The organism is Nostoc sp. UHCC 0870, from assembly GCF_022063185.1.
GTDB lineage: Bacteria > Cyanobacteriota > Cyanobacteriia > Cyanobacteriales > Nostocaceae > Trichormus.
Genome location: NZ_CP091913.1, coordinates 6,301,457 through 6,321,483 on the forward strand (window position 1 = coordinate 6,301,457; position 20,027 = coordinate 6,321,483).

Genomic DNA, 20,027 nt, shown 5'->3' on the forward strand with positions numbered 1-20,027 from the left:
GTCTATTGAGTAATAACCCTATAAAAATATCTACAGTATTCTTGATACCAGTAAATTTCTTAGTTATTTTTAATTACTAAAAATAACTAAGAATTACAAATTTAAAAATATAAATAAAAACCGATTTTTACGGGCTATCAAAATTTAATTTCTTGCTCAAAAAGCCATTGCTTTTCTAGGAATTTATTAGACAATAAAAAGTAGAAAAGATTCATTAAAATATCAACCAGGGATTCGCCATCTGCATTAATTCCTCTGCTCCTTCCAACCGTGGTGTTTTATCCACGGTTGTTCCTTACATAATTGCCAAAGGAGACTATATTAGATGGCTAGAAATAAACAGAAATCATCTAGGTTGAATTGTAATCATTCTACCCAAACTAGGTGTCCTATATGTTGTGTTATCCCGCCGCATATGCTGGAAAATGTGGCGGTGAATGGTACAGAACAGCAGCGCAATTGGGCTTTCAACACATTAAATCTTTCGGCACAGTTGCGTGGACGTAGAGACATCATTGGAAATATTTCTTTTGCACCTTCTCCTGGGGAAAAAAGCCGCACAGTATATGATGCTAAAAATCTTCAGCAACTACCAGGAACTATAGTACGCAGTGAAGGTGATCCCCCTAGCAATGATGAAGCAGTAGACGAAGCCTATGATGCGGCTGGTGCGACTTATGATTTGTTTTATGAACTATTTGAGCGCAATTCCATTGATAATAAGGGGCTGCGTTTAGATTCAACAGTGCATTATGGTGTGAAATACGAAAACGCCTTTTGGAATGGCGACCAAATGGTTTACGGTGATGGTGATGGAGAATTATTTGACCGTTTTACTAAGTGTATTGATGTGATTGCACATGAGTTAACGCATGGTGTAACTCAGTATGAAGCAGCGTTGATATATTATGGCGAACCAGGGGCTTTAAATGAATCCTTCTCTGATGTGTTTGGTGCTTTGGTGAAACAGAGGGTAAAAAATCAGACAGTTGAAGAAGCTGACTGGATTATTGGAGAGGGTTTACTGATGCCAACTGTCAAAGGTATGGGTATTCGCTCTATGAAAGAGCCAGGCACAGCATATGATGATCCTGTATTGGGTAAAGACCCCCAACCTGGCCATGTTAAAGACCAATATACTGGCTGGGCTGATAATGGTGGGGTGCATATCAACTCAGGTATTCCCAACCGTGCTTTCTATCTAGCTGCGATGGAAATAGGCGGTTACGCTTGGGAGAAGGCAGGTAAAATTTGGTATATTGCTTTGTGCGATCGCCTGCGTTCTAAAGCTGATTTTAAAAAAGCTGCTGATGTTACTGTGCAAATAGCTAGCGAACTCTACGGGGATGGGAGTAGAGAACATCAAGCAGTACAGAATGCTTGGCAACAGGTGGGAGTTTTAAGTTAATTCGTAATGGGCTGCGCCCCGCTACGCTAACGTAATTCGTAATTCGTAATTGAAATATGAATTATGAATTTTTTAGGAATTGGTCTTTATAAGGCGCGATGTATTGCGTTTCTAGTTTTGCTAGAGTGGGTTTGAGTATTTATCGTACATTCAAGGGTTTAAGACCCCTACGTCTACACGTAGTATCAGTTGAGTTGGGGTTTAAATCCCCGACTCCAACTGTCTTTAATTTTGAATTTTGAATTTTGAATTTTGAATTGTTAACCCTCTCAACCATGCAGGTATCTTTAGAACGGACGGGTGGCTTTACTGGGATTAGTAAAAAAATTAGCGTTGACACTAATACTCTCCCACTCCAGGTAGCTAAGGAACTGTCAGAACTGCTAGAAGCGGCAGATTTTTTTCAGCTACCTGAGCAAATTATTTCTGATAATTCTCAGTGCGATCGCTTTCAATATAGGTTAACGGTAGAAGATCATGGTCAACAGCATTCAGTGATTACCAGTGAAGCTGCACTAACTAACGCTTTAAAAACTCTAATTGAATACCTCACTCAAGTCACACAATCTAGTTAAAATACTTTCTTTCTTTTGGCTTTTCACTTTATAACCGTTCCCAAGCAGTACCTCTGTAGCCATAGTCAAAAATTTCTGGATGTAAAATTTCTGCCATAATTTCTAGAGAATCTACTAGTCTAGGCCCTGGACGGTTAAAGTAGGCATTGCCATCAGTAATGTAGACTCTACCGCTTTTAGTAGCGTGAAGTTTTTGCCAATCAGGATTTTGGGTGATTAATTGAGCTTCTTGACGGGTGCGATGTAAGTCAAAACCGCAAGGCATAAAAACTATGATATCTGGATTGGTGACTAACAGTGTTTCCCATCGCAAATGGGGAGAAGGTTGACCCGTGACACAAAATAGTGATTGTCCCCCGGCCAAGTTGACTATTTCAGGAATCCAATTGGCGGCGACCATGAGAGGGTCTGTCCACTCGATACAGGCGACAGTTGGTAATTCTGCTAAAGACAGTCCTTGGATTCTTTGTTGACAAATTGTAACGCGAGCCTCTAAGTTTTCTAACACTTGAACTGAATCTACACCAAAGATATGCGCTACTCGTTCAATGTCATTCCAAACATCCTCCAGTAGATTAGGTTGTAAGGAGATGATTTGAGGTGTACTTTGGGTAAGTTCGGAAACTGCTTTTTCTACTTCGTTTAAGCTGACTGCACAAACCTGACACTGATCTTGGGTCAAGATATGGGTAGGCTGTAATTTTTCTAGAATATCTGTCTTGACGTGATAGATACTGAGGGCAGATTGTAGTAGATCATTGATCTGATTATGGATGTTACTGCTGGGAATATTGCTATCTAAACGAGCTTGGGTACAAATAGGACGATCTGTGATTTCTGGGGGATAGTCACATTCATGCGATCGCCCTACAATCGCATCTGTTAAACCCAAGACTGCTAAAATTTCTGTACCACTAGGTATTAGCGAAATAATTCTGATACTAGAATCTTCCATTATTGCACCATCTCTGTAAAAGCTGCGTTGGCCTTAGAGATTGTTTGAAAAGCCCTCTTTTCAGTGGCAAAATCTTCTAAATCCCACTTTTAAGGGGGACTTTGATACCAATTTTCTCCCTTGAAAGGGGTGTGTCTAAAATTACAGCTAACTACTTTTCAAACAACCTCTTACTTCAATTGTTGCAAAATTTAGCTGTTGAAGTATCTTTCTAGAGGGCGACCCTTAACCGCTTACGGTGCTAATCTTCCCTTACCTAAACGAGACTTTTCATACCATTGTGCGATCGCCGGAGTCCATTCTTCAAAATGAGGCCACATAAGTTCGCATAATTTTTGAATTTCTAGTTGAGCATCTTTCTTATTTCTCAAGTCACAAAAATGCAAGAATGACCGAAGGTTAAAGCTCACTACAAAATGTTGCCGATAATCAAAGGGGACTTTCCCTCTGGCGTGTTCTTCAGACATCCCGCCTTCAAAATCAACTTTATATCGTTTAGCTGCTTCCCAACACCACTCTAAATCTCTGGCTCGTTGTTCAGGAGAATAGTAGTATTTTTTGCCTTGCCTATCTGTGTAATAACCAACAGGACGTAGGTAAAAAACGTCTTCTATGTCTTTCTTTCCTTCGACTACATCAATAAATTGTTTACCCGTATACCTAAAAGATTGCACATCAAATGATACTGAAACCCTATGAGTACGAGCTTGCTGCATGACGCTGTGGGGAAAATAGCCACAGTTGAAAACAATCTGGGGATGCTCTAGCGGCCCATAGTGTCCTCTCTCCCCGGCTAAGAGTCGCTTCACAATAGTTTCGCCACACTGCGACTCCGAGGGCCAGGAATCGCGCTCGTCAAACACGAACCCATCAGTATAGTCTTGGTGCATGGCGGCATAAATCACCTGCTGGGGGTTTGGTGTTTTGGCAATAACTTCTACTCGGAATCGATCCATTGGCTTTTGGAAAATTGATTTGTATGTGTTCTGGAAGGGTGGTTGACAACCCGATTCACGATCATATCCCTTTCGGCAGATGAAAAGGCTTTACAAATATTCATATATTTGTTACAGTTTGTTACATGAGAAGCAACAAGGGAAAATAAAATGCGTACAAACAATGCCATTATTGACGACCAAGGTCTGATGAACAACTTCGCGATTGAGCCAAAGGTTTATGTAGATGAGCAAGGCGATCGCACTGGTTTTACTCCCTATGCAGAATTACTCAACGGTCGTTTAGCCATGATTGGTTTTATCTCCCTGATTGCTTTAGAAGTATTTACAGGACATGGTATTTTTGGTCTTTTCGCTAATCTGTAAAAGCAAGATAATATTTAAAGTTTTGTAAAAATCAGCTTAACAAAATTTTTAGAGACGGGAAATTTCCCGTCTCTAAATGTATGAGGCGATTTCGTGTTATTTTGACAGTGATCAAAGGAAGAGAAAATAGAAAATTTCTCTACTGTCACCTATAACCTATAACCTGTAACCTGTAACCTATCACAGCTTATGGTTTTAACTGCTTCAACCATGTTGCCATTAGGCACAAAAGCACCAGATTTTCATCTACCAGAAGTAGTATCTGGAGAGACTATTTCTTTGGCTAGCTTTGCCGACAAAAAAGTGCTGTTGGTAATGTTTATTTGTCGGCATTGTCCATTTGTGAAGCATATTCAAAATGAATTAAGCAAGTTAGGGGAAGATTATCGCACGAGTGATTTAGCGATCGCAGCTATTAGCTCCAACGATGCCGAAAAGTATCCAGATGATGCACCTGAATCTCTCAAAGCACTAGCTCTAGAACAGGGATGGCAATTTCCGTTATGCTACGACGAAACCCAGGAAACAGCTAAGGCTTACACAGCAGCTTGTACCCCTGATTTTTTCGTTTTTGATGGCGATCGCAAACTAGTTTACCGAGGTCAGTTAGATGATAGCCGTCCCAGTAATGGTAAACCAGTCACAGGCTCAGATTTACGCGCTGCTATTGATACAGTTTTGGCTGGTAAACCCATAACCACTGAACAAAAGCCCAGTATTGGTTGCAATATTAAATGGAAGCCGGGAAATGAACCCAGTTATTTCGGGTAGGGGCTAGTACCGCTATGCGGAAGTCAAGTCGCTTTGCTCCAATTCAAAATTCAAAATTCAAAACAATTAGCGGAAGCAGGGGAAGCAGGGGAAGCAGGGGAAGCAGGGGAAGAAAAACCCAGTCCCCAGTCCCCAGTCCCCAGTCCCCAATCCCCATTAATGCTGAATTTCCAGGTTGAGAATGTATTGTCCTAATTGGACGTTTTCTGCCCACAATTCGTATTCTACGCGTAGATGTTCTGGTAGTGGCTTACCACTAAGAGTCAAATTATTGGTAAAGTTGCGTAAGCGAATGGGGTGATTGGGTTGTACAGACTCCGTGGGCAACCAATAGCGACTGACACCATAAACACCCTGTTCCCAAAAGTGACGGTAGCTCACCTGCTCGTTACCTTGCATGGTCATGATGATTCGATACGGAGAAATTTCTAGCCACAAAACCCTGGGACTAGGGGGAGTGTAAGCTTTACTCTTGCGTGGGGCAAGTATATCTTCTGTAGTCTCAGGAATTGCTAGTTCACAGGTGATCAGGGGTGGCGCAGTCAGTAGCAAATGAAATCGATCAGTGTCTTTTTGATATAGTGTTCCAGCAGTTTCCACCACAGACCAGAATGGCAGGTCAGTGGAAATAAGCGATAAGCACACGGGCTTGCGGTGATGTGTGAGCATGGGAGCGTTGAAGGCTAAAAGCTATTGAATGAGATGAAATTAATACCAGAAATTTGAGTTGATGGGGTTAAGCGAATAAAGAGAAAAGCATAGTAAAACTTGCTTAATATTAACTGAACATTAACTAAAGATGCTTGTTTAGTAAGCTATATCAACAAACATAAAAACCAATTTGATATAAATCTAAAAAACTTACCCTAAAATGACGGAATCGATAAGTAAACTATGTGAAAACTTATACTTTTGTGAATATTTGAAACTAATAGTTTCCATCAGAATATTAATTGAGTATTCCAGGGAGGAGTTAATTAGCAATAACTAAAAAGTATATCTATATTAACCTAAGTTGCTAGTTAAGAAGATGTAGTTTTGAGATTTGGTAGTTGGGAATTGGCTGGTAATTATTACCCATGACTTGTTAGCTATGACCAGCACTCATGCTTAAACTCATACAACTTAGGTTAGTAGAAGAAAAATCAGAGTAAATTTTAGATGGCAAAAAGCGATACGATACTAGGCAAGAAGTAACTAGTAGTGACGGATATAGTCGCTACTGAACTTTGAGTGTATTTAAAAGTCAGTATATTGTGATGTTAGCTTCTGCCATAACCTTAGAAACGCAAGAAGACCTTTCCCATAAGTTAATTATTCAAACACCTGCTGTTGGGGTATCTTTACAGGGTCGTATCCAAATTCCAGGGGATAAATCAATTTCCCATCGGGCGTTGATGTTGGGTGCGATCGCTCAAGGTGAAACGGAAATCCAAGGTCTTCTCTTGGGAGAAGATCCCCGTAGCACTGCTAGCTGTTTTCAAGCTATGGGTGCGGAGATTTCACCGTTAAATACAGAATTGGTGCGGGTGAAAGGCATTGGTCTAGGCAATTTGCAAGAACCTGTAGATGTGTTGAATGCTGGTAACTCTGGCACAACCTTACGCCTGATGTTAGGACTATTAGCATCCCATCCAGGGCGGTTTTTTACCGTCACTGGTGATAGTTCCTTGCGATCGCGTCCGATGTCCCGTGTAGTCAAACCACTGCAACAAATGGGGGCGCAAATCTGGGGACGTAAAGATAATTCTTTAGCACCCTTGGCGATTCAAGGACAGGTACTCAAACCCATTCACTATCATTCTCCCATCGCCTCAGCCCAAGTCAAATCCTGTATTATGCTGGCTGGGTTATTCACTGAGGGTAAAACTACTATCACAGAACCAGCCCTTTCCCGTGACCATAGCGAGCGGATGCTGAGGGCGTTTGGTGCGGATGTCAGTGTTGATCCAGAGACTAACAGCGTCACTGTAACTGGTACTGCTCAATTGTATGGGCAGAAAGTCATTGTACCGGGGGATATTAGTTCTGCGGCCTTTTGGTTAGTGGCTGGGGCGATCGTTCCCGGTTCAGAATTAGTGGTGGAAAACGTCGGTGTGAATCCCACACGTACAGGGATATTGGAAGCTTTAGAAATGATGGGGGCTGACATTCAACTGGAAAATCAGCGAGAAGTCGCAGGCGAACCAGTAGCAGATGTGCGGGTGCGTTATAGTCGTTTACACAGTTGTACCATTGCTGGGGATATAGTACCGCGCATGATTGATGAAATCCCTATTTTGGCTGTGGCGGCGGTGTTTGCGGAAGGTACTACCCTAATTCGGGATGCAGAAGAGTTGAGAGTGAAAGAAAGCGATCGCATTACGGTAATGGCGCAACAACTTAATCAACTCGGTGCAAAAGTTACCGAATTACCCGATGGGATGGAGATTACTGGCGGGACTCCCTTAGTAGGGACAGATGTGGATAGTCATACAGATCATCGCATTGCCATGAGTTTAGCGATCGCTGCTTTAAACGCCAGTGGAATCACCACCATTCACCGCGCCGAAGCAGCAGCTATTTCTTATCCCAACTTCACTAATACACTCCAACAGATTTTAGGGTGAAATTAGGTATTGGGCATTGGAGTAAAATCTCCTTTGCTCCCTTATGCCAAGTCACGTAATGCGTTCCTGTATTTCGTGCTTACTTTTCTATAAGCCGCCATTGCTTTTTCAAAGTCTGGATCGTAAGCAGTTACATGAACACCATCAGGTGTTTCTGTAATAAATAAACTATCTCCTTCCTTGACTCTCAGCTTTTGCAGAATTTCTTTAGGAAGGGTAATCCCCAAAGAGTTACCAACCTTGCAAACTTTTTGTATTTGCATAGAAAAATAGCCTCTGTGTTGGAGTAAGACTATTGTAATAACATAGCTGCCTGAAAAAATAAAAAAAGGGTGACAAATATACGTTTGTCCTCTGTTCTCTATACCTTGCTCCTCATTTTCTTAAGCATTTCTTCCAGATTGCTTCGTCTAAATCGCCTGCAAAATTCCGAATTGCCACCAATCTAGACTGTATCTCTCGTCAAAGGTGATATTTACAGACACAAAGAGACATGGCACAGATTAATGGCACAATGATGCAATACTTCCACTGGTACATCCCTAACGATGGGAACTTGTGGAGTAAAGTTGAGGCTTCAGCACCAGAACTAGCAGATGCAGGTTTTACAGCCATGTGGCTACCACCAGCCTACAAAGGCTTTGCTGGGTCGTTTGATGTGGGATATGGTGTTTATGACTTATTTGATTTAGGTGAGTTTGATCAAAAAGGCTCAGTGCGGACGAAATACGGTACACGTCAGCAGTATCTTGATGCGGTTAAATCTCTGCAAACGCATGGTTTACAAGTTTATGCAGATGCGGTACTAAATCATAAGATGGGTGGTGATGCAGTAGAAACACCAAAAGCCACTCCTTTTCCTCAAGACGATCGCCTGAATCCTAAAGGTGGTTTACAAGATATTAAGACCTACACTCATTATAATTTTCCTGGACGGCAAGGCAAATATTCTAACTTTGAGTGGCATTGGTGGCATTTTGATGCTGTTGATTATAACGAATATAACGGTGGCGATCGCAGCACAGTCTATTTATTAGAAGGTAAAAGATTTGACGACTACGTAGCCTTAGAAAAAGGCAACTTTGCCTATTTGATGGGTTGTGATCTGGATTTTCAAAATGAGTGGGTGCGCGGTGAAACTACCTACTGGGGTAAGTGGTGTCTTGACACCACAAAGGTAGATGGTTTCCGCATCGATGCTATTAAACATATTTCCTCTTGGTTCTTTCCACAATGGATAGATGAACTAGAACGCCATGCTGGTAAAGATTTATTTATGGTAGGAGAGTATTGGTATAACGATATTAATACTCTCCTTTGGTATGTTGATGCTGTGCGTGGGAAGATGTCAGTTTTTGACGTACCACTACATTACAACTTCCATCAAGCCAGCAAATCTGGAGGCAATTATGATATGCGCCGGATTTTGGATGGCACAATGATGCAACAACGTCCTACCCATGCTGTGACATTTGTCGAAAATCATGATTCTCAGCCTTTGCAAGCTTTGGAATCTGTTGTTGAACCTTGGTTTAAACCCTTAGCTTACGCCATTATTTTATTACGACAAGAAGGCTATCCTTGTGTCTTTCATGCTGACTACTATGGTGCAGAGTATGAAGACTGGGGAAAAGATGGCAATCGTTACAATATTTTTATGCCGTCTCACCGTTGGATAATTGATAAGTTACTTTATGCACGTAAACATTATGCTTACGGGCCACAATACAACTATTTAGACCATTGGAATACTATTGGTTGGACACGCTTAGGTGATGAAGATCATCCTCAAGGGATGGCTGTGATTATGAGTGATAGTTCAGAAGGTTCTAAGTGGATGGAAGTGGGTAAACCCAATACTAAGTTTATTGACTTAACTGAACATATTAAAGAACCTGTATATACCAATGAATGGGGCTGGGGTGAATTTCGTTGTCTAGGCGGTTCAGTATCTGTTTGGGTGCAAGCTTAAAACATACTCGAATTGAATTAAGTAGCAAGACTTAAAAATTAGTTTCAGATTCCATCTCTATCATTATCAAATAGTATCTTTAACACTATTTGATAATGATAGAAATTCATTATTTAGATTATCTTTATGTATCTTCTTTATGAAAAAACTTTTATTCATTTGTAGCCAGAATAGATTACGAAGTCCTACTGCTGAGGTTGTATTTGCTGATTATGAAGGAATAGAGACAGATTCAGCAGGTTTAGATCACTATGCAGAAGTCCCAGTGTCAACCGAAGCAATTGAGTGGGCTGATATTATTTTTGTCATGGAAAAGTCTCATAAGACAAAACTTGCACGAAACTTTCAACCATTCCTCAAGGATAAGAGGATAATTTGTTTAGATATACCAGATGAATTTGAATATATGGATTCAGCTTTAATAGAAATACTAAAGAAAAAAGTAGTTAAAATAATTCGTAATTCGTAATTAAATGCTAATAAAAACTTGCTTAAATAATAATTGGAAATTATTATTTATAGTCAATAACCCCGATTTTTAAAAAAAATTGGGGTTATAAAGTCTCGCATTTTCACAAATGAAATGTTTATTTGCTAGAGCAGTAGCTATTAATTTCTTTGACAATTGTACCTTCTTCAGCACTACTTTTTTGCAGTCCTGCTAAGAAGCTATTTGTATCTCGAATATTCTTTTTATCTATAGCTCCGGCTGCATCATTTAAAGCCTTGCTAATATCTTGATAGAGAGTGAGAAACCGTTGCTGAAAACCTTTTATTTTTTCATCCTTGACTTCTATACCTTTCATTTCTGTGCTGATTCCATCTATCTTACTAGCAAGTTCAGTTAAAGCTTGAGAACCTTTCGCAGATTTGGGATCTTTGCCGAATTGCTGACTTAGTGTGGCTGCTTGATTAGCTACTTTGATAACTTTGTTACATTGGGCAACTTTACTTTCTCCGCAACCTGCAAATAATAATGCGATCGCAGCTACTAAAGAAAGTGTAGCAGTTCGTTTCAGCGTAAGTGACATATTTTGTAATATCTCCGTTTATGTTTCCGTAAAAATGGGCATATAAAAAAAGTGGTTTACAAAACTACAAGTCAACGCTGTATTTGCTTCTAACTTTTTTAGCCCTGTTACTTTATACTTCATTCTTTTTCACAGGTGTATGCAATTACACTGAAATAGAAAAAAGTTAAATTAGGTATACATACTCGGATGTAGTTTTTCCGTAGACTAGAGAAAAAAGTTTACTTACTAAAATTAATTGTGGGATTTTGGTGTTAACCTCAATGTCGCCACAGCCTTAGCAGCAACCGTCTTTTCTTCCCAAAGCATCGGGTGATATTCCAGGTTGCGCCAAGGGTCAATCATATCAGCATAGTGTCTATGGAAAGCATGACCTGACTGTCCGGGTGTATGAATAGCCAGCGAATTATCTAAATTGCTTAAATCTACAATCATTCGTAGTGAAGGAATATCTGTCACTTCAAAGGATTTATTTGCTCGCCAACGGTTAGCATTAATAGTCTCCCCATTCCCAGATGTGCTAAAAGCACCGCGATTAAATAAAGCTTCAATGGCTGTAACACCAGATTTTCCCAAGGTGGCGTTACGAAAAGTAATAGTATGCAATTTACCCCAATTCCAAGATTGAGGATTTTCGCCTTGAATACGTTCTAGTTCGTCTACAGCTTCTCTAAAAGCTTGCTGTAAAATTTGGTCGCGGTTTTCGACTGTGGTGGTTTTGGTATTATCCCACCAATTACTATTAGGCTGTTGAATGATATTTTGTAAGACAGCATACCAGCGATCGCTCCCATCAGGAAAGTATTCTGAAGGTAGTTGATCATGAAATGTATCGGCTAACAAATACTTATAAAATACTTCAAATAAAGCCGCTACAGGCGATGTCATACCTAGCTGCAAATTCCAATCTTGTAGAAGTTTTTGAGCAGCCTTTAATCTGGGAGTATCAAAAGTAAGATTTTGTAAAAATGGCACAAGATTCTGAGCATTTAAATTCAGATTATCACCTTGGATTTTCTGCACATCCGCCAAAGAAATCGGCTGATTTTGTTGGGTAATCATCTCGACAATGCGCTGGGCGCGATAGCCATAAACCCAATCTGTAGTAATTAAATAAGGATATTCACTTGCAACTAAATTATTTGCAGTAGCTATATAACCTTGGGGTGGATTGAAACTATGAGGTAATTTTTCAAAGTCAATATAACCTTGCCACTCATATTCATCAGTCCAACCGGGAATAGGGTAACGTCCATTTCCCTTAGCCCGAATTGGGAATTTACCAGGCATTTGATAACCGATATTACCCTCGATATCAGCATAGACTAAGTTCTGTGCAGGCACATCAAAGTCACTAGCAGCAGTGCGGAACTCTTGCCAATTTTCAGCGCGATTAATTTGGGGAATTGAATAAACGAGTCTTGTTGGCTCTAAAGCTGTCCAACGCAAAGCTACAGCATAGTTTTGTGGTATTGGTATTGCTTGATTTTGCTTAAATTTTTGCAAGTTAGGCGAAACATCAGAAAGAATCGGCCCATGTCTGGTGTAGCGAACTGTCTGCAAAATAGGCTGACTTCCTGCAACTTGAATAGTTTCTGGAACAAGCTGCATATCTACCCATTTACCATTCACTTCATATTGATTGGGATTATTGGGGTTGATTTTCTCAATATATAAGTCCATCACATCGGATTGTACATTAGTCACACCCCAAGCAATGCGATCGCTATGTCCAACAATTACCCCCAACATTCCCGCAAAGGAAAAACCAGTCACATTGTAAGGACATTCAGCATTTTTAGTAGTGCAGTGCAAACCCACCTCATACCAAATCGAAGGCATTTGTACCGCCAAATGAGGATCATTCGCCAAAATCGGTTTACCTGTAGCAGTGCGCTTACCCGATATCACCCAGTTATTTGAACCAATACCCACTCCTGTAGCACCAATAAGTTTTTCTAACGCCAACATTGGTTTAGTAATTGATTCAACAGTAGGAGCAATTTCTGCCACTTCAGCAATCACAGGTTTATTAGTTATTTCTGGTGTTGTTTTCCCCGTTTGCAATTCCGGTAAAATCACAGGCAAATCTTGCGGGTAGGCTGGAAAAAGTTCCTCCACCTGATTAGGCGTGAGAGTTTTCAGCAAAACAGTACGTTCAATTTCGCTTTGAAAATTTCTACCCAAATCGTAAGCCATCACCTTCCCCCAAGTCAGGGAATGTAGAGGTTTCCAAGGTGCGACTTGATAGCCAGGATTGAGTAATTTTAGTACCCCATATTCGAGACTCAACGCAGTACCTTGATGTTCTTGCAGATAAGCATTCACACCATCAGCATAGGCTACCAAATTAGCCTTCATTTCTGCATCCATTTGCTGGAGTTCTTGCTGCGCCACCCTTGCCCATCCCAGGGTTCGCAGATATTTATCAGTATCTAATTGCGAAGCTCCAAACATTTCTGCTAATCTACCAGAACCAATATGTCGCCAAAAATCCATTTGCCAAAATCTGTCTTGGGTGTGGATGTAACCCTGCGCCATAAATAAGTCGTGGGAGTTCGCTGCATATATATGAGGTACACCCGATTGATCCCGTTGGACTGTCACTTCTGCTTTAATACCAGAAATAGCGATCGCTCCATTTTCTACAGGAAAAGAACGCCGTATAGTGTAGCCTAAAAATGATACTAACAATAACCCTAGCAATATCAGTACAACTACACTTATTTTCAGTCCTTTGGATAACCAACGCTTGCGGAAATTTTTCATAAGTGGGTGTTAGCAAAATCATGGGACATTATACCTTTTGCCGCCTTAGAGTTTTGCTATTTTTTAGTAAGATATATAACTTTGCTTTATTAGCAACTACTTAAAATTAAATAATTCCATACTATGAATTAGTTTTAATTTCCTGATTTATCTCAGTATACTTGTAGATTTTATTGTATCTGAAGAATATATATGACGATAGGCGATCGCTCATCCAAAAATCTTGACAAAGTTTGATTGACAAAGCTTAGAAGTGTATGCTAGTTCAAGCAAAATAGAAAATATACTGAAAAATAAAAATTAATAGTAAATAAATATACAATACAGGCTTATTACTTCAGCCGCACATTCTCACAAAATGACTCAGTGTGTTAGTTACCGATGTATTTCGGAGAACGAAGTAATAAAAATAGCATCCAACACAGATAATTTTTGCCAGAAAAAAACAGTAAAGGCGTGCTAAGTTTTAAATCCATCCTCATTCCGTTCGCGGTTGCCCCATGTATCTGCCAGACTTACACCCACAACATCTTGAAGAATTAGTCAAGCGTAGTGGTATCAATTTAGACTTGACACAACTTAACTTCAAGTCTCTCCAAGGCGCAGCAGCCTATGAATATCTATTAATTTCCGAACATCTACCCCGCACGAACACCGGAATGGTCACAAGTGGCTGGTTACAACGCTACAGTCATGCTACGGCTGGCGGTTGGTGGTGTTCCGGCCTCGATCCTCTCAATCATTGGCAACCAATGGAATGGGGTTGCTTTAAGCCCAACCAACCGCGCACCAATCAAAATGGCAAGTCAATCAAATACGAACATCCCCCCAGCACCCCAACAAGAATATTTTGTCTGCGGGTAACACTGGATATCTGGCAGCAAGTTTCCCAGCGTTACAACATTGCTGCGCCTACAAATATCAGCATCAACGAACAGGGAGAAGCCGTAGGTTTTTGGCAATGGGTAATAGAAAATCAAATACCTATCATTATCTGTGAAGGTGCAAAAAAAGCTGCCACCCTCTTGACACAAGGCTATGCAGCCATTGCCGTTCCGGGAATTACTAGTGGTTATCGGGTTGTCAAAGATAAATTTGGGAAAGTTATCAACCGCCAACTGATTCCTGATTTAGCTGTATTTGCCCAGATGCAACGAACTGTTTACATCTGTTTTGATTTTGAAACGCAACACCAAAAAGTGGCTGCTGTCAGCAATGCGATTACCCAAATTGGTTGTTTGTTTCAAGAACAGAAATGTCCTGTAAAAGTCATCGCCCTGCCAGGATTAGAGAAAGGTGTGGACGATTTGATCATAGCCAAAGGTGCGATCGCTTTTGAAAAAGTTTATCGCCATAGTGTTGATTTAGAAATTTATCTGGCTGAAATTAAGCCCCATACCGATTTAACTATTCCTGCTAACTTGAGTGTCAACCGTCCCTACTTAGGTGAAATCGCTTTCCCTACCTCTGGATTAGTAGGAGTCAAATCAGCCAAAGGTACTGGTAAAACCACAGGGCTACAAACTGTTGTCAAACAAGCGCAAATTAAGAATCAGCCTGTATTATTAATCACACACCGCATTCAATTAGGAAGATTTTTATGTGAAAAAATTGGGATTCAATGGGGTTTAAATAATTCTGAAAAACTCACAAACAATAGTGATTACTTGACTCCAACTCACACACAATTAAATCATATTCAATCCGTGGGTTTGTGTATTGATTCAATTTGGAAACTAAACCCAGATGATTGGCGGGGAGGAATTATCATTTTAGATGAGGTAGAGCAATCTTTATGGCATCTCCTCAATAGTAGTACCTGTAAAAATAAGCGCGTCAAAATTTTAAAATTATTCCAGCAATTAATTTCTATAGTTTTATCAACTGGGGGCTTAATAATTGCCCAAGATGCGGATTTATCAGATGTATCTTTAGAGTATTTGCAAAGTTTGTCAGGATGTAAAATTGCGCCTTGGGTATTAGTAAATAAATGGAAGCCCCAACGGGGTTGGGATGTAAAATTTTATGATTCGCCTAATCCCATACCTCTAATTCAACAGTTAGAGTTAGATTTACTAGCAGGACGAAAATGTTATGTAACTACTGATAGTCGTTCTGGACGTTATAGTTGTGAAACAATCGAACGTTACCTAAAAGAACGTTTAGAAAAACTACGATACGAATTTCCCAAAACTTTAGTAGTTAATAGTCAGACAACAAACACCCCAGGCCATGCGGCCGTTGATTTTGTCCCAGCAATTAATCAAAAAATTACCGAATACGAAACTGTATTTGTGACTCCTAGTTTGGGTACAGGTATTAGTATTGATGTCCAACATTTTGATAAAGTATATGGCATTTTTCAAGGAGTAATTCCTGATTCAGAAGCACGACAAGCATTAGCCAGAGTCCGTGATGATATCCCTAGAATTGTTTGGTGTGCTAAACGCGGAATTGGCTTGATTGGTAGTGGTAGTACCAATTATCGTTTATTGTCTAACTGGTATCAGGAAAATCAAAAAGAAAATCTCGCCTTGCTTAGTCCCTTGCATAAAATAGATGTAGATTTACCCTTAGTTTATGACCCTGTACATTTGCGGACTTGGGCTAAATTATCAGCCAGAGTAAATGCTTCTATCCGTCTGTATCGTCAATCAATGCAAGAGGGATTAATTAATGATGGGCATCAAATCAGAGTCAGGAGTAATGCTATTCACAATAACATTGTGCGAGATTTACGGTTAGCATTTTTAGCAACTGACTCGCAAGATTTAGCAACTCGGAGAAGATTAGTTTTAGAAATTGTCAAAGTCCAAAAAGAGTGGACAGATAAGCGTCAAAAAGGTAAGGAAATTAAACGTCAAATTAGGCAGATTAAACAAAAGAATCAATTAGCAGCCGCACTGAATGTTGCCAATGCTAAAGATATTGATTATGTCGAACATGATCAACTATCTGCCCAACATTCCCTTACAGATGTAGAACGCCATCAAATTCAAAAATATCATCTCAAGCTAAGATATGGAATACCAGTCACGCCAATGCTGAAATTGCGAGATGATCAAGGGTATTATTCTCAATTATTAATTCACTATTATCTCACCCATGAAAGTGAGTATTTTCACATTAGAGACCAACAAGAATGGCATCAACAATTATTTTTAGGTGGAGGTAAAGTTTTCCTACCAGATTTAAAAACCTACACCATAAAAATTGAGGTAATGAGAGCCTTGGGGATGTTACAGTTTCTTGAGCCAGAACAAAAATTTATAGAAGATGACCCTAATCTAATCTGGTTGAAAGATATTGTATTTCAACATAGTAAGCATATTAAAAGAGTGCTGGGTATTGACTTTAACAGAAGTAGAAATAACTCTACAGGGATAAAAATCCTCAGTCGCTTGTTGAATTTGTTAGGCTTGAAATTAAAACGCAGCGATGATTTTTATCAAATTGACCTAAATACTTTTAATGATGGCAGAGAGCAAATATTTGCAGTTTGGCATCAACGAGATGAGTTGATATTATCTCATATGAAAAATCATAGCGATCAGCCTACAGATAGCTTTGTCACTACGACACAAAAACAAACAGTAACTTCTGTAGTTACTGTGAAGTAATCAAGCCTAAAATGTTGCAATTCAACTGTAGGTTGGGTTGACGCAAGGAAACCCAACACCAACATCTAGATTAAGTTTCCGAGATCAATGTTGGGTTGCGCTGCGCTTAACCCAACCTACATTTAACGCACTACTTACACCTAAGCGATCGCTCCACCCAATTGATTTTGACAAGTTGTGTGTGTTCAGATCCCCGACTTTTTAAAAAAGTCGGGGATCTATGACCTATCATTATTTGCGTGGTGAGCCAATCACTTTTCAAACAACCTCTAAAATTGGCAGATACCACTTGATTAAATCGTAGGTTTTCCGTATTATAGGCAAATCACTCATCCTAAAAACGCAAAAAAATTTGATCGCGCCTAGCGCGAAGCGCGAGAGGGTAAGAAGAAAAAAGCGCAGAGTGCTAAAGGGACAAAGTGTAAAGAATTAAGTCCTCGCGGCGGAAACCACAACCCGGAAACCGATGAGGTAGTTCCTGTGGTCCGGCTCGATCCTGCCACGATGAGCAGAGCGGCAATACCACGGATCGTAGTACCAAGAACCACCGCGCAGCAGCCGATATTCTTTATTATTACGCGACCAAACACTTCCATTGGTCGGTGCATCATTATAATTTTTGTGCCACTCATCCTGACACCATTCCGATATATTACCACACATATCAAATAAACCAAAGGGATTGGCAGGAAATTTTCCTACTTCTGTCGTTTGTTCACGATATTGACCCTTGGGAGCAGAACCATAAGTGTAATTACCGTTGTAATTTGCTAAATCTGTGGTAATTGTTTCACCAAAGTAAAACGGTGTAGTCGTTCCGGCGCGACAAGCATATTCCCATTCGGCTTCACTGGGTAAGCGATAGATTTTTCCAGTCTTTTTCGATAGTCTGGCACAAAATTCAACCACATCATCCCAAGAAACACACTCTACAGGTCGATTAGCACATTTAAAATAAGATGGGTCGGGATTTAAATCAATATTCACTTTATCAAAAGCGGCAACGGCTGCCCATTGCCCTTGGGTGACAGGAAATTTCCCCATGAAAAAGGGTTGAATGTTAACGGTGTGCTGTGGACTTTCATCGTCCGTTCGTTCTAACTCACCCTCTGGCGAACCCATGAGAAATTGACCGCCAGGAATGGACACCATCTCTAAAAATACCCTATTACCCAAGTCTTCTGCAAAAAACTCCGCACGTCCCCGACTGCGTTGAATTTCACAGCTTTTCCCCATTCCCAAAAACCCGGACTTTATACCGATGATACTAGCTGTTTCAAATTCAAAAGTCCGAGTTTGAATACCTGGGGGAGAATTTGGTTGACGCGATGCTTCAGCTTTTTCCTGGCGGAGTCTTTCAGCTTGTTGTCGTTGATATTCGGCTTGCTGTTTTTCTTGTTCCTGGCGGAGTCTTTCAGCTTGCTGTTTTTCTTGTTCCTGGCGGAGTCTTTCAGCTTGTTGTCGTTGATATTCGGCTTCTTTTGGGGTAAATACTCGTTGTTCTATTGGTTCGACATCTTCCTCCCGAAGATTTAAGATATTTTGTAAGTATTTTAAATCCTTGCGGTCTTTTTCTCTGAGTGGATATTGTCTGATCTCAGATAAGGCTTGTTCATAAGTTTGCAATTTTTCCTGGCGTTTTCGATAAGGTTCGAGAACCTCAAACTCAATTAAATTAGCCTCATCAACAGATAATCCCCAGTTATTCAGCAACACATTCAACGATATTCGTTTAACTCTAGAAATTTCTCCTTCCTCTTCAAGAGCGATTTTCTCTACTTCCTTGCGATATTTCAGATGAGGATCATCCTTGGCTGATTTTGCCAACATAAGCCGATAACCATCTTTGAAAGGATAAAACTCAGGTGTCATGGCGGGGGCTGCTTCTTGGACTTTGCTCTTCACATAATCATGCAATTCATCCACCGCAATCAAACCATCACCATCTTTGTCGGCTGCACCTTTCTCAATTCCTTCTACTAGATAATGGGTGTAAATCGACAACTCTAAATTATCGGAGTTAAACGCATATTGTGTAGAAGTAGAAGCCGTGAGAATTACTCTACCCTCACCGCCTAAGTGTTGTTCTAGGTTAATTGTCCCACTATCCTTAGCTGTCAAACCCTTAGCAAAAGCACCACTAAAGCAGCAATCTAAAATTACTACTTGTCGCTTAGATTTGCTCTGGTTCATCCATTCATGTACATTTTTCCCGGCTACGGCGGTAAATGGGAGCAATTTATTATTTTGTTTTTCAGTTTCGCGAGTCGAAAAGTAAAATTCCCCATTTTCTACTGTCACACCATGACCAGAAAAGTAGAAAATCACCAAATCATCTTTCTGACGATTACCATACAAATTATAAATTGCCCTTTCCATTTCCTTCCGTGGAGGATTTTTCAGCACAGTGACAGATTCCTGTGCAAAACAGCCCATGTCGGGATTTAGCAAAACTCGCTGCATCGCCTCCACATCGTTGACTGCGTTGGGTAGCGGTGCTAATCCCGGCTCATATTCACTAATGCCGATTAGTAGTGCTATCCTCGCCATTTTAGCTGTTTGTTGTGCTGTTTAATGAGTTGTTGAGAAATTCCTGGGCTTTTTGATAAGCAAACTCAAATTCTTCCCGGCTGGCGGCTTCTAGGTTGAGTTCTCTACCATCAGGAGCTTTGACTACCAGCTTAATGGGTTTGTTGCCAAACCTGTCTCCCAAAAATGTAAACAGATTTTTGATATTAGCGGGGTTAACTTCTGCATTCAACAACCCCAACAAAAAGCCACCTAACGCTTTGGTGTTCGGGGGTGCATTTTCGACAGGGACTAAATCTGCATCTTCTACCCCGTCCACTTCTTTTAACTGGGGTAGCAAGTTTTGTACTTCTGCTTGCAAATCCTCATCATCTAAGTCTAGTTCAGTGAGTGCGATCGCCACTTGCAAGTTAGTTGTCACCATATAAATCGCTTAAATATAAATATAGTCTTTCTAAACGATTGT

At 40.3% G+C, this 20,027-nt stretch carries 16 protein-coding genes; 8 read left to right on the plus strand and 8 right to left on the minus strand.

Translation table 11 applies throughout. The features are described 5' to 3' along the window. Positions 1 to 325: 325 nt before the first annotated feature. Together L6494_RS26680 and L6494_RS26685 are read left to right on the plus strand one after the other, a co-directional pair. Complete coding sequence (locus L6494_RS26680; protein WP_237990776.1) at positions 326 to 1,408, plus strand: M4 family metallopeptidase; 1,083 nt, start codon at positions 326 to 328, stop codon at positions 1,406 to 1,408. Between the two features lie 245 nt (positions 1,409 to 1,653). Continuing rightward, entirely contained in the window at positions 1,654 to 1,983 is a 330-nt protein-coding gene (locus tag L6494_RS26685; RefSeq protein WP_330911057.1) for a protealysin inhibitor emfourin, read from the plus strand. 28 nt (positions 1,984 to 2,011) lie between these two features. Here L6494_RS26685 and L6494_RS26690 read toward each other — a convergent pair whose 3' ends face one another. Further along, positions 2,012 to 2,938: a cobalamin-binding protein gene (locus L6494_RS26690; protein ID WP_237990777.1), complete on the minus strand. Its 927-nt coding sequence runs from the start codon at positions 2,936 to 2,938 to the stop codon at positions 2,012 to 2,014. A 233-nt stretch (positions 2,939 to 3,171) separates the two neighbouring features. Next, complete coding sequence (gene thyX / locus L6494_RS26695; RefSeq protein WP_237990778.1) at positions 3,172 to 3,894, minus strand: FAD-dependent thymidylate synthase; 723 nt, start codon at positions 3,892 to 3,894, stop codon at positions 3,172 to 3,174. Between the two features lie 150 nt (positions 3,895 to 4,044). Here thyX and L6494_RS26700 point away from each other — a divergent pair, with 150 nt between their 5' ends. Continuing rightward, positions 4,045 to 4,260 (plus strand): chlorophyll a/b-binding protein, encoded by a 216-nt coding sequence (locus L6494_RS26700; RefSeq protein WP_237990779.1) that lies wholly within the window; start codon positions 4,045 to 4,047, stop codon positions 4,258 to 4,260. A gap of 189 nt (positions 4,261 to 4,449) precedes the next feature. Continuing rightward, positions 4,450 to 5,031 (plus strand): thioredoxin family protein, encoded by a 582-nt coding sequence (locus tag L6494_RS26705; protein WP_237990780.1) that lies wholly within the window; start codon positions 4,450 to 4,452, stop codon positions 5,029 to 5,031. Positions 5,032 to 5,187: 156 nt separating this feature from the next. Here L6494_RS26705 and L6494_RS26710 read toward each other — a convergent pair whose 3' ends face one another. Continuing rightward, entirely contained in the window at positions 5,188 to 5,700 is a 513-nt protein-coding gene (locus L6494_RS26710) for a hypothetical protein (RefSeq protein WP_237990781.1), read from the minus strand. Positions 5,701 to 6,290: 590 nt separating this feature from the next. On the opposite strand from L6494_RS26710, the gene aroA reads away from it, so the two are divergent. Continuing rightward, entirely contained in the window at positions 6,291 to 7,640 is a 1,350-nt protein-coding gene (gene aroA, locus L6494_RS26715) for a 3-phosphoshikimate 1-carboxyvinyltransferase (RefSeq protein ID WP_237990782.1), read from the plus strand. Positions 7,641 to 7,681: 41 nt separating this feature from the next. On the opposite strand, the gene L6494_RS26720 is transcribed toward aroA, so the two are convergent. Then, entirely contained in the window at positions 7,682 to 7,903 is a 222-nt protein-coding gene (locus L6494_RS26720) for an AbrB/MazE/SpoVT family DNA-binding domain-containing protein (protein WP_237990783.1), read from the minus strand. Between the two features lie 230 nt (positions 7,904 to 8,133). Here L6494_RS26720 and L6494_RS26725 point away from each other — a divergent pair, with 230 nt between their 5' ends. Both L6494_RS26725 and L6494_RS26730 read left to right on the plus strand, forming a co-directional pair. Further along, a complete protein-coding gene (locus L6494_RS26725; RefSeq protein WP_237990784.1) occupies positions 8,134 to 9,612 on the plus strand; it encodes an alpha-amylase in 1,479 nt (492 codons plus the stop codon). Positions 9,613 to 9,751: 139 nt separating this feature from the next. Then, positions 9,752 to 10,081, plus strand: coding sequence for a low molecular weight protein tyrosine phosphatase family protein (locus L6494_RS26730; protein ID WP_237990785.1), 330 nt, complete (start codon positions 9,752 to 9,754; stop codon positions 10,079 to 10,081). A 118-nt stretch (positions 10,082 to 10,199) separates the two neighbouring features. Here the strand turns inward: L6494_RS26730 and L6494_RS26735 are convergent, their stop codons facing one another. Then, the gene (locus L6494_RS26735) at positions 10,200 to 10,643 is read right to left on the minus strand and encodes a hypothetical protein (RefSeq protein ID WP_237990786.1); all 444 of its coding nucleotides are present in this window, start codon (positions 10,641 to 10,643) and stop codon (positions 10,200 to 10,202) included. A 234-nt stretch (positions 10,644 to 10,877) separates the two neighbouring features. Then, positions 10,878 to 13,412 (minus strand): penicillin acylase family protein, encoded by a 2,535-nt coding sequence (locus L6494_RS26740; RefSeq protein WP_237990787.1) that lies wholly within the window; start codon positions 13,410 to 13,412, stop codon positions 10,878 to 10,880. Between the two features lie 500 nt (positions 13,413 to 13,912). On the opposite strand from L6494_RS26740, the gene L6494_RS26745 reads away from it, so the two are divergent. Beyond that, a complete protein-coding gene (locus tag L6494_RS26745) occupies positions 13,913 to 17,032 on the plus strand; it encodes a plasmid replication protein, CyRepA1 family (protein WP_237990788.1) in 3,120 nt (1,039 codons plus the stop codon). A gap of 429 nt (positions 17,033 to 17,461) precedes the next feature. Here the strand turns inward: L6494_RS26745 and L6494_RS26750 are convergent, their stop codons facing one another. Continuing rightward, positions 17,462 to 19,582: a caspase, EACC1-associated type gene (locus tag L6494_RS26750; RefSeq protein ID WP_237990789.1), complete on the minus strand. Its 2,121-nt coding sequence runs from the start codon at positions 19,580 to 19,582 to the stop codon at positions 17,462 to 17,464. A 1-nt stretch (position 19,583) separates the two neighbouring features. Then, on the minus strand, positions 19,584 to 19,985 hold the full coding sequence (locus L6494_RS26755; protein WP_237990790.1) for a sugar ABC transporter permease: 402 nt from the start codon (positions 19,983 to 19,985) through the stop codon (positions 19,584 to 19,586). Positions 19,986 to 20,027 lie beyond the last annotated feature (42 nt).

What these genes read in the sequence shown, in the direction of transcription:
- L6494_RS26750 (WP_237990789.1), bottom strand. Translation starts at nt 19,582, where the DNA reads ATGGCGAGGATAGCACTACTAATCGGCATTAGTGAATATGAGCCGGGA.
- L6494_RS26710 (WP_237990781.1), bottom strand. Translation starts at nt 5,700, where the DNA reads ATGCTCACACATCACCGCAAGCCCGTGTGCTTATCGCTTATTTCCACT.
- L6494_RS26730 (WP_237990785.1), top strand. Translation starts at nt 9,752, where the DNA reads ATGAAAAAACTTTTATTCATTTGTAGCCAGAATAGATTACGAAGTCCT.
- L6494_RS26745 (WP_237990788.1), top strand. Translation starts at nt 13,913, where the DNA reads ATGTATCTGCCAGACTTACACCCACAACATCTTGAAGAATTAGTCAAG.
- L6494_RS26705 (WP_237990780.1), top strand. Translation starts at nt 4,450, where the DNA reads ATGGTTTTAACTGCTTCAACCATGTTGCCATTAGGCACAAAAGCACCA.
- L6494_RS26735 (WP_237990786.1), bottom strand. Translation starts at nt 10,643, where the DNA reads ATGTCACTTACGCTGAAACGAACTGCTACACTTTCTTTAGTAGCTGCG.
- L6494_RS26700 (WP_237990779.1), top strand. Translation starts at nt 4,045, where the DNA reads ATGCGTACAAACAATGCCATTATTGACGACCAAGGTCTGATGAACAAC.
- L6494_RS26755 (WP_237990790.1), bottom strand. Translation starts at nt 19,985, where the DNA reads ATGGTGACAACTAACTTGCAAGTGGCGATCGCACTCACTGAACTAGAC.
- L6494_RS26740 (WP_237990787.1), bottom strand. Translation starts at nt 13,412, where the DNA reads ATGAAAAATTTCCGCAAGCGTTGGTTATCCAAAGGACTGAAAATAAGT.
- L6494_RS26720 (WP_237990783.1), bottom strand. Translation starts at nt 7,903, where the DNA reads ATGCAAATACAAAAAGTTTGCAAGGTTGGTAACTCTTTGGGGATTACC.
- L6494_RS26725 (WP_237990784.1), top strand. Translation starts at nt 8,134, where the DNA reads ATGGCACAGATTAATGGCACAATGATGCAATACTTCCACTGGTACATC.
- L6494_RS26680 (WP_237990776.1), top strand. Translation starts at nt 326, where the DNA reads ATGGCTAGAAATAAACAGAAATCATCTAGGTTGAATTGTAATCATTCT.
- aroA (WP_237990782.1), top strand. Translation starts at nt 6,291, where the DNA reads ATGTTAGCTTCTGCCATAACCTTAGAAACGCAAGAAGACCTTTCCCAT.
- L6494_RS26690 (WP_237990777.1), bottom strand. Translation starts at nt 2,938, where the DNA reads ATGGAAGATTCTAGTATCAGAATTATTTCGCTAATACCTAGTGGTACA.
- thyX (WP_237990778.1), bottom strand. Translation starts at nt 3,894, where the DNA reads ATGGATCGATTCCGAGTAGAAGTTATTGCCAAAACACCAAACCCCCAG.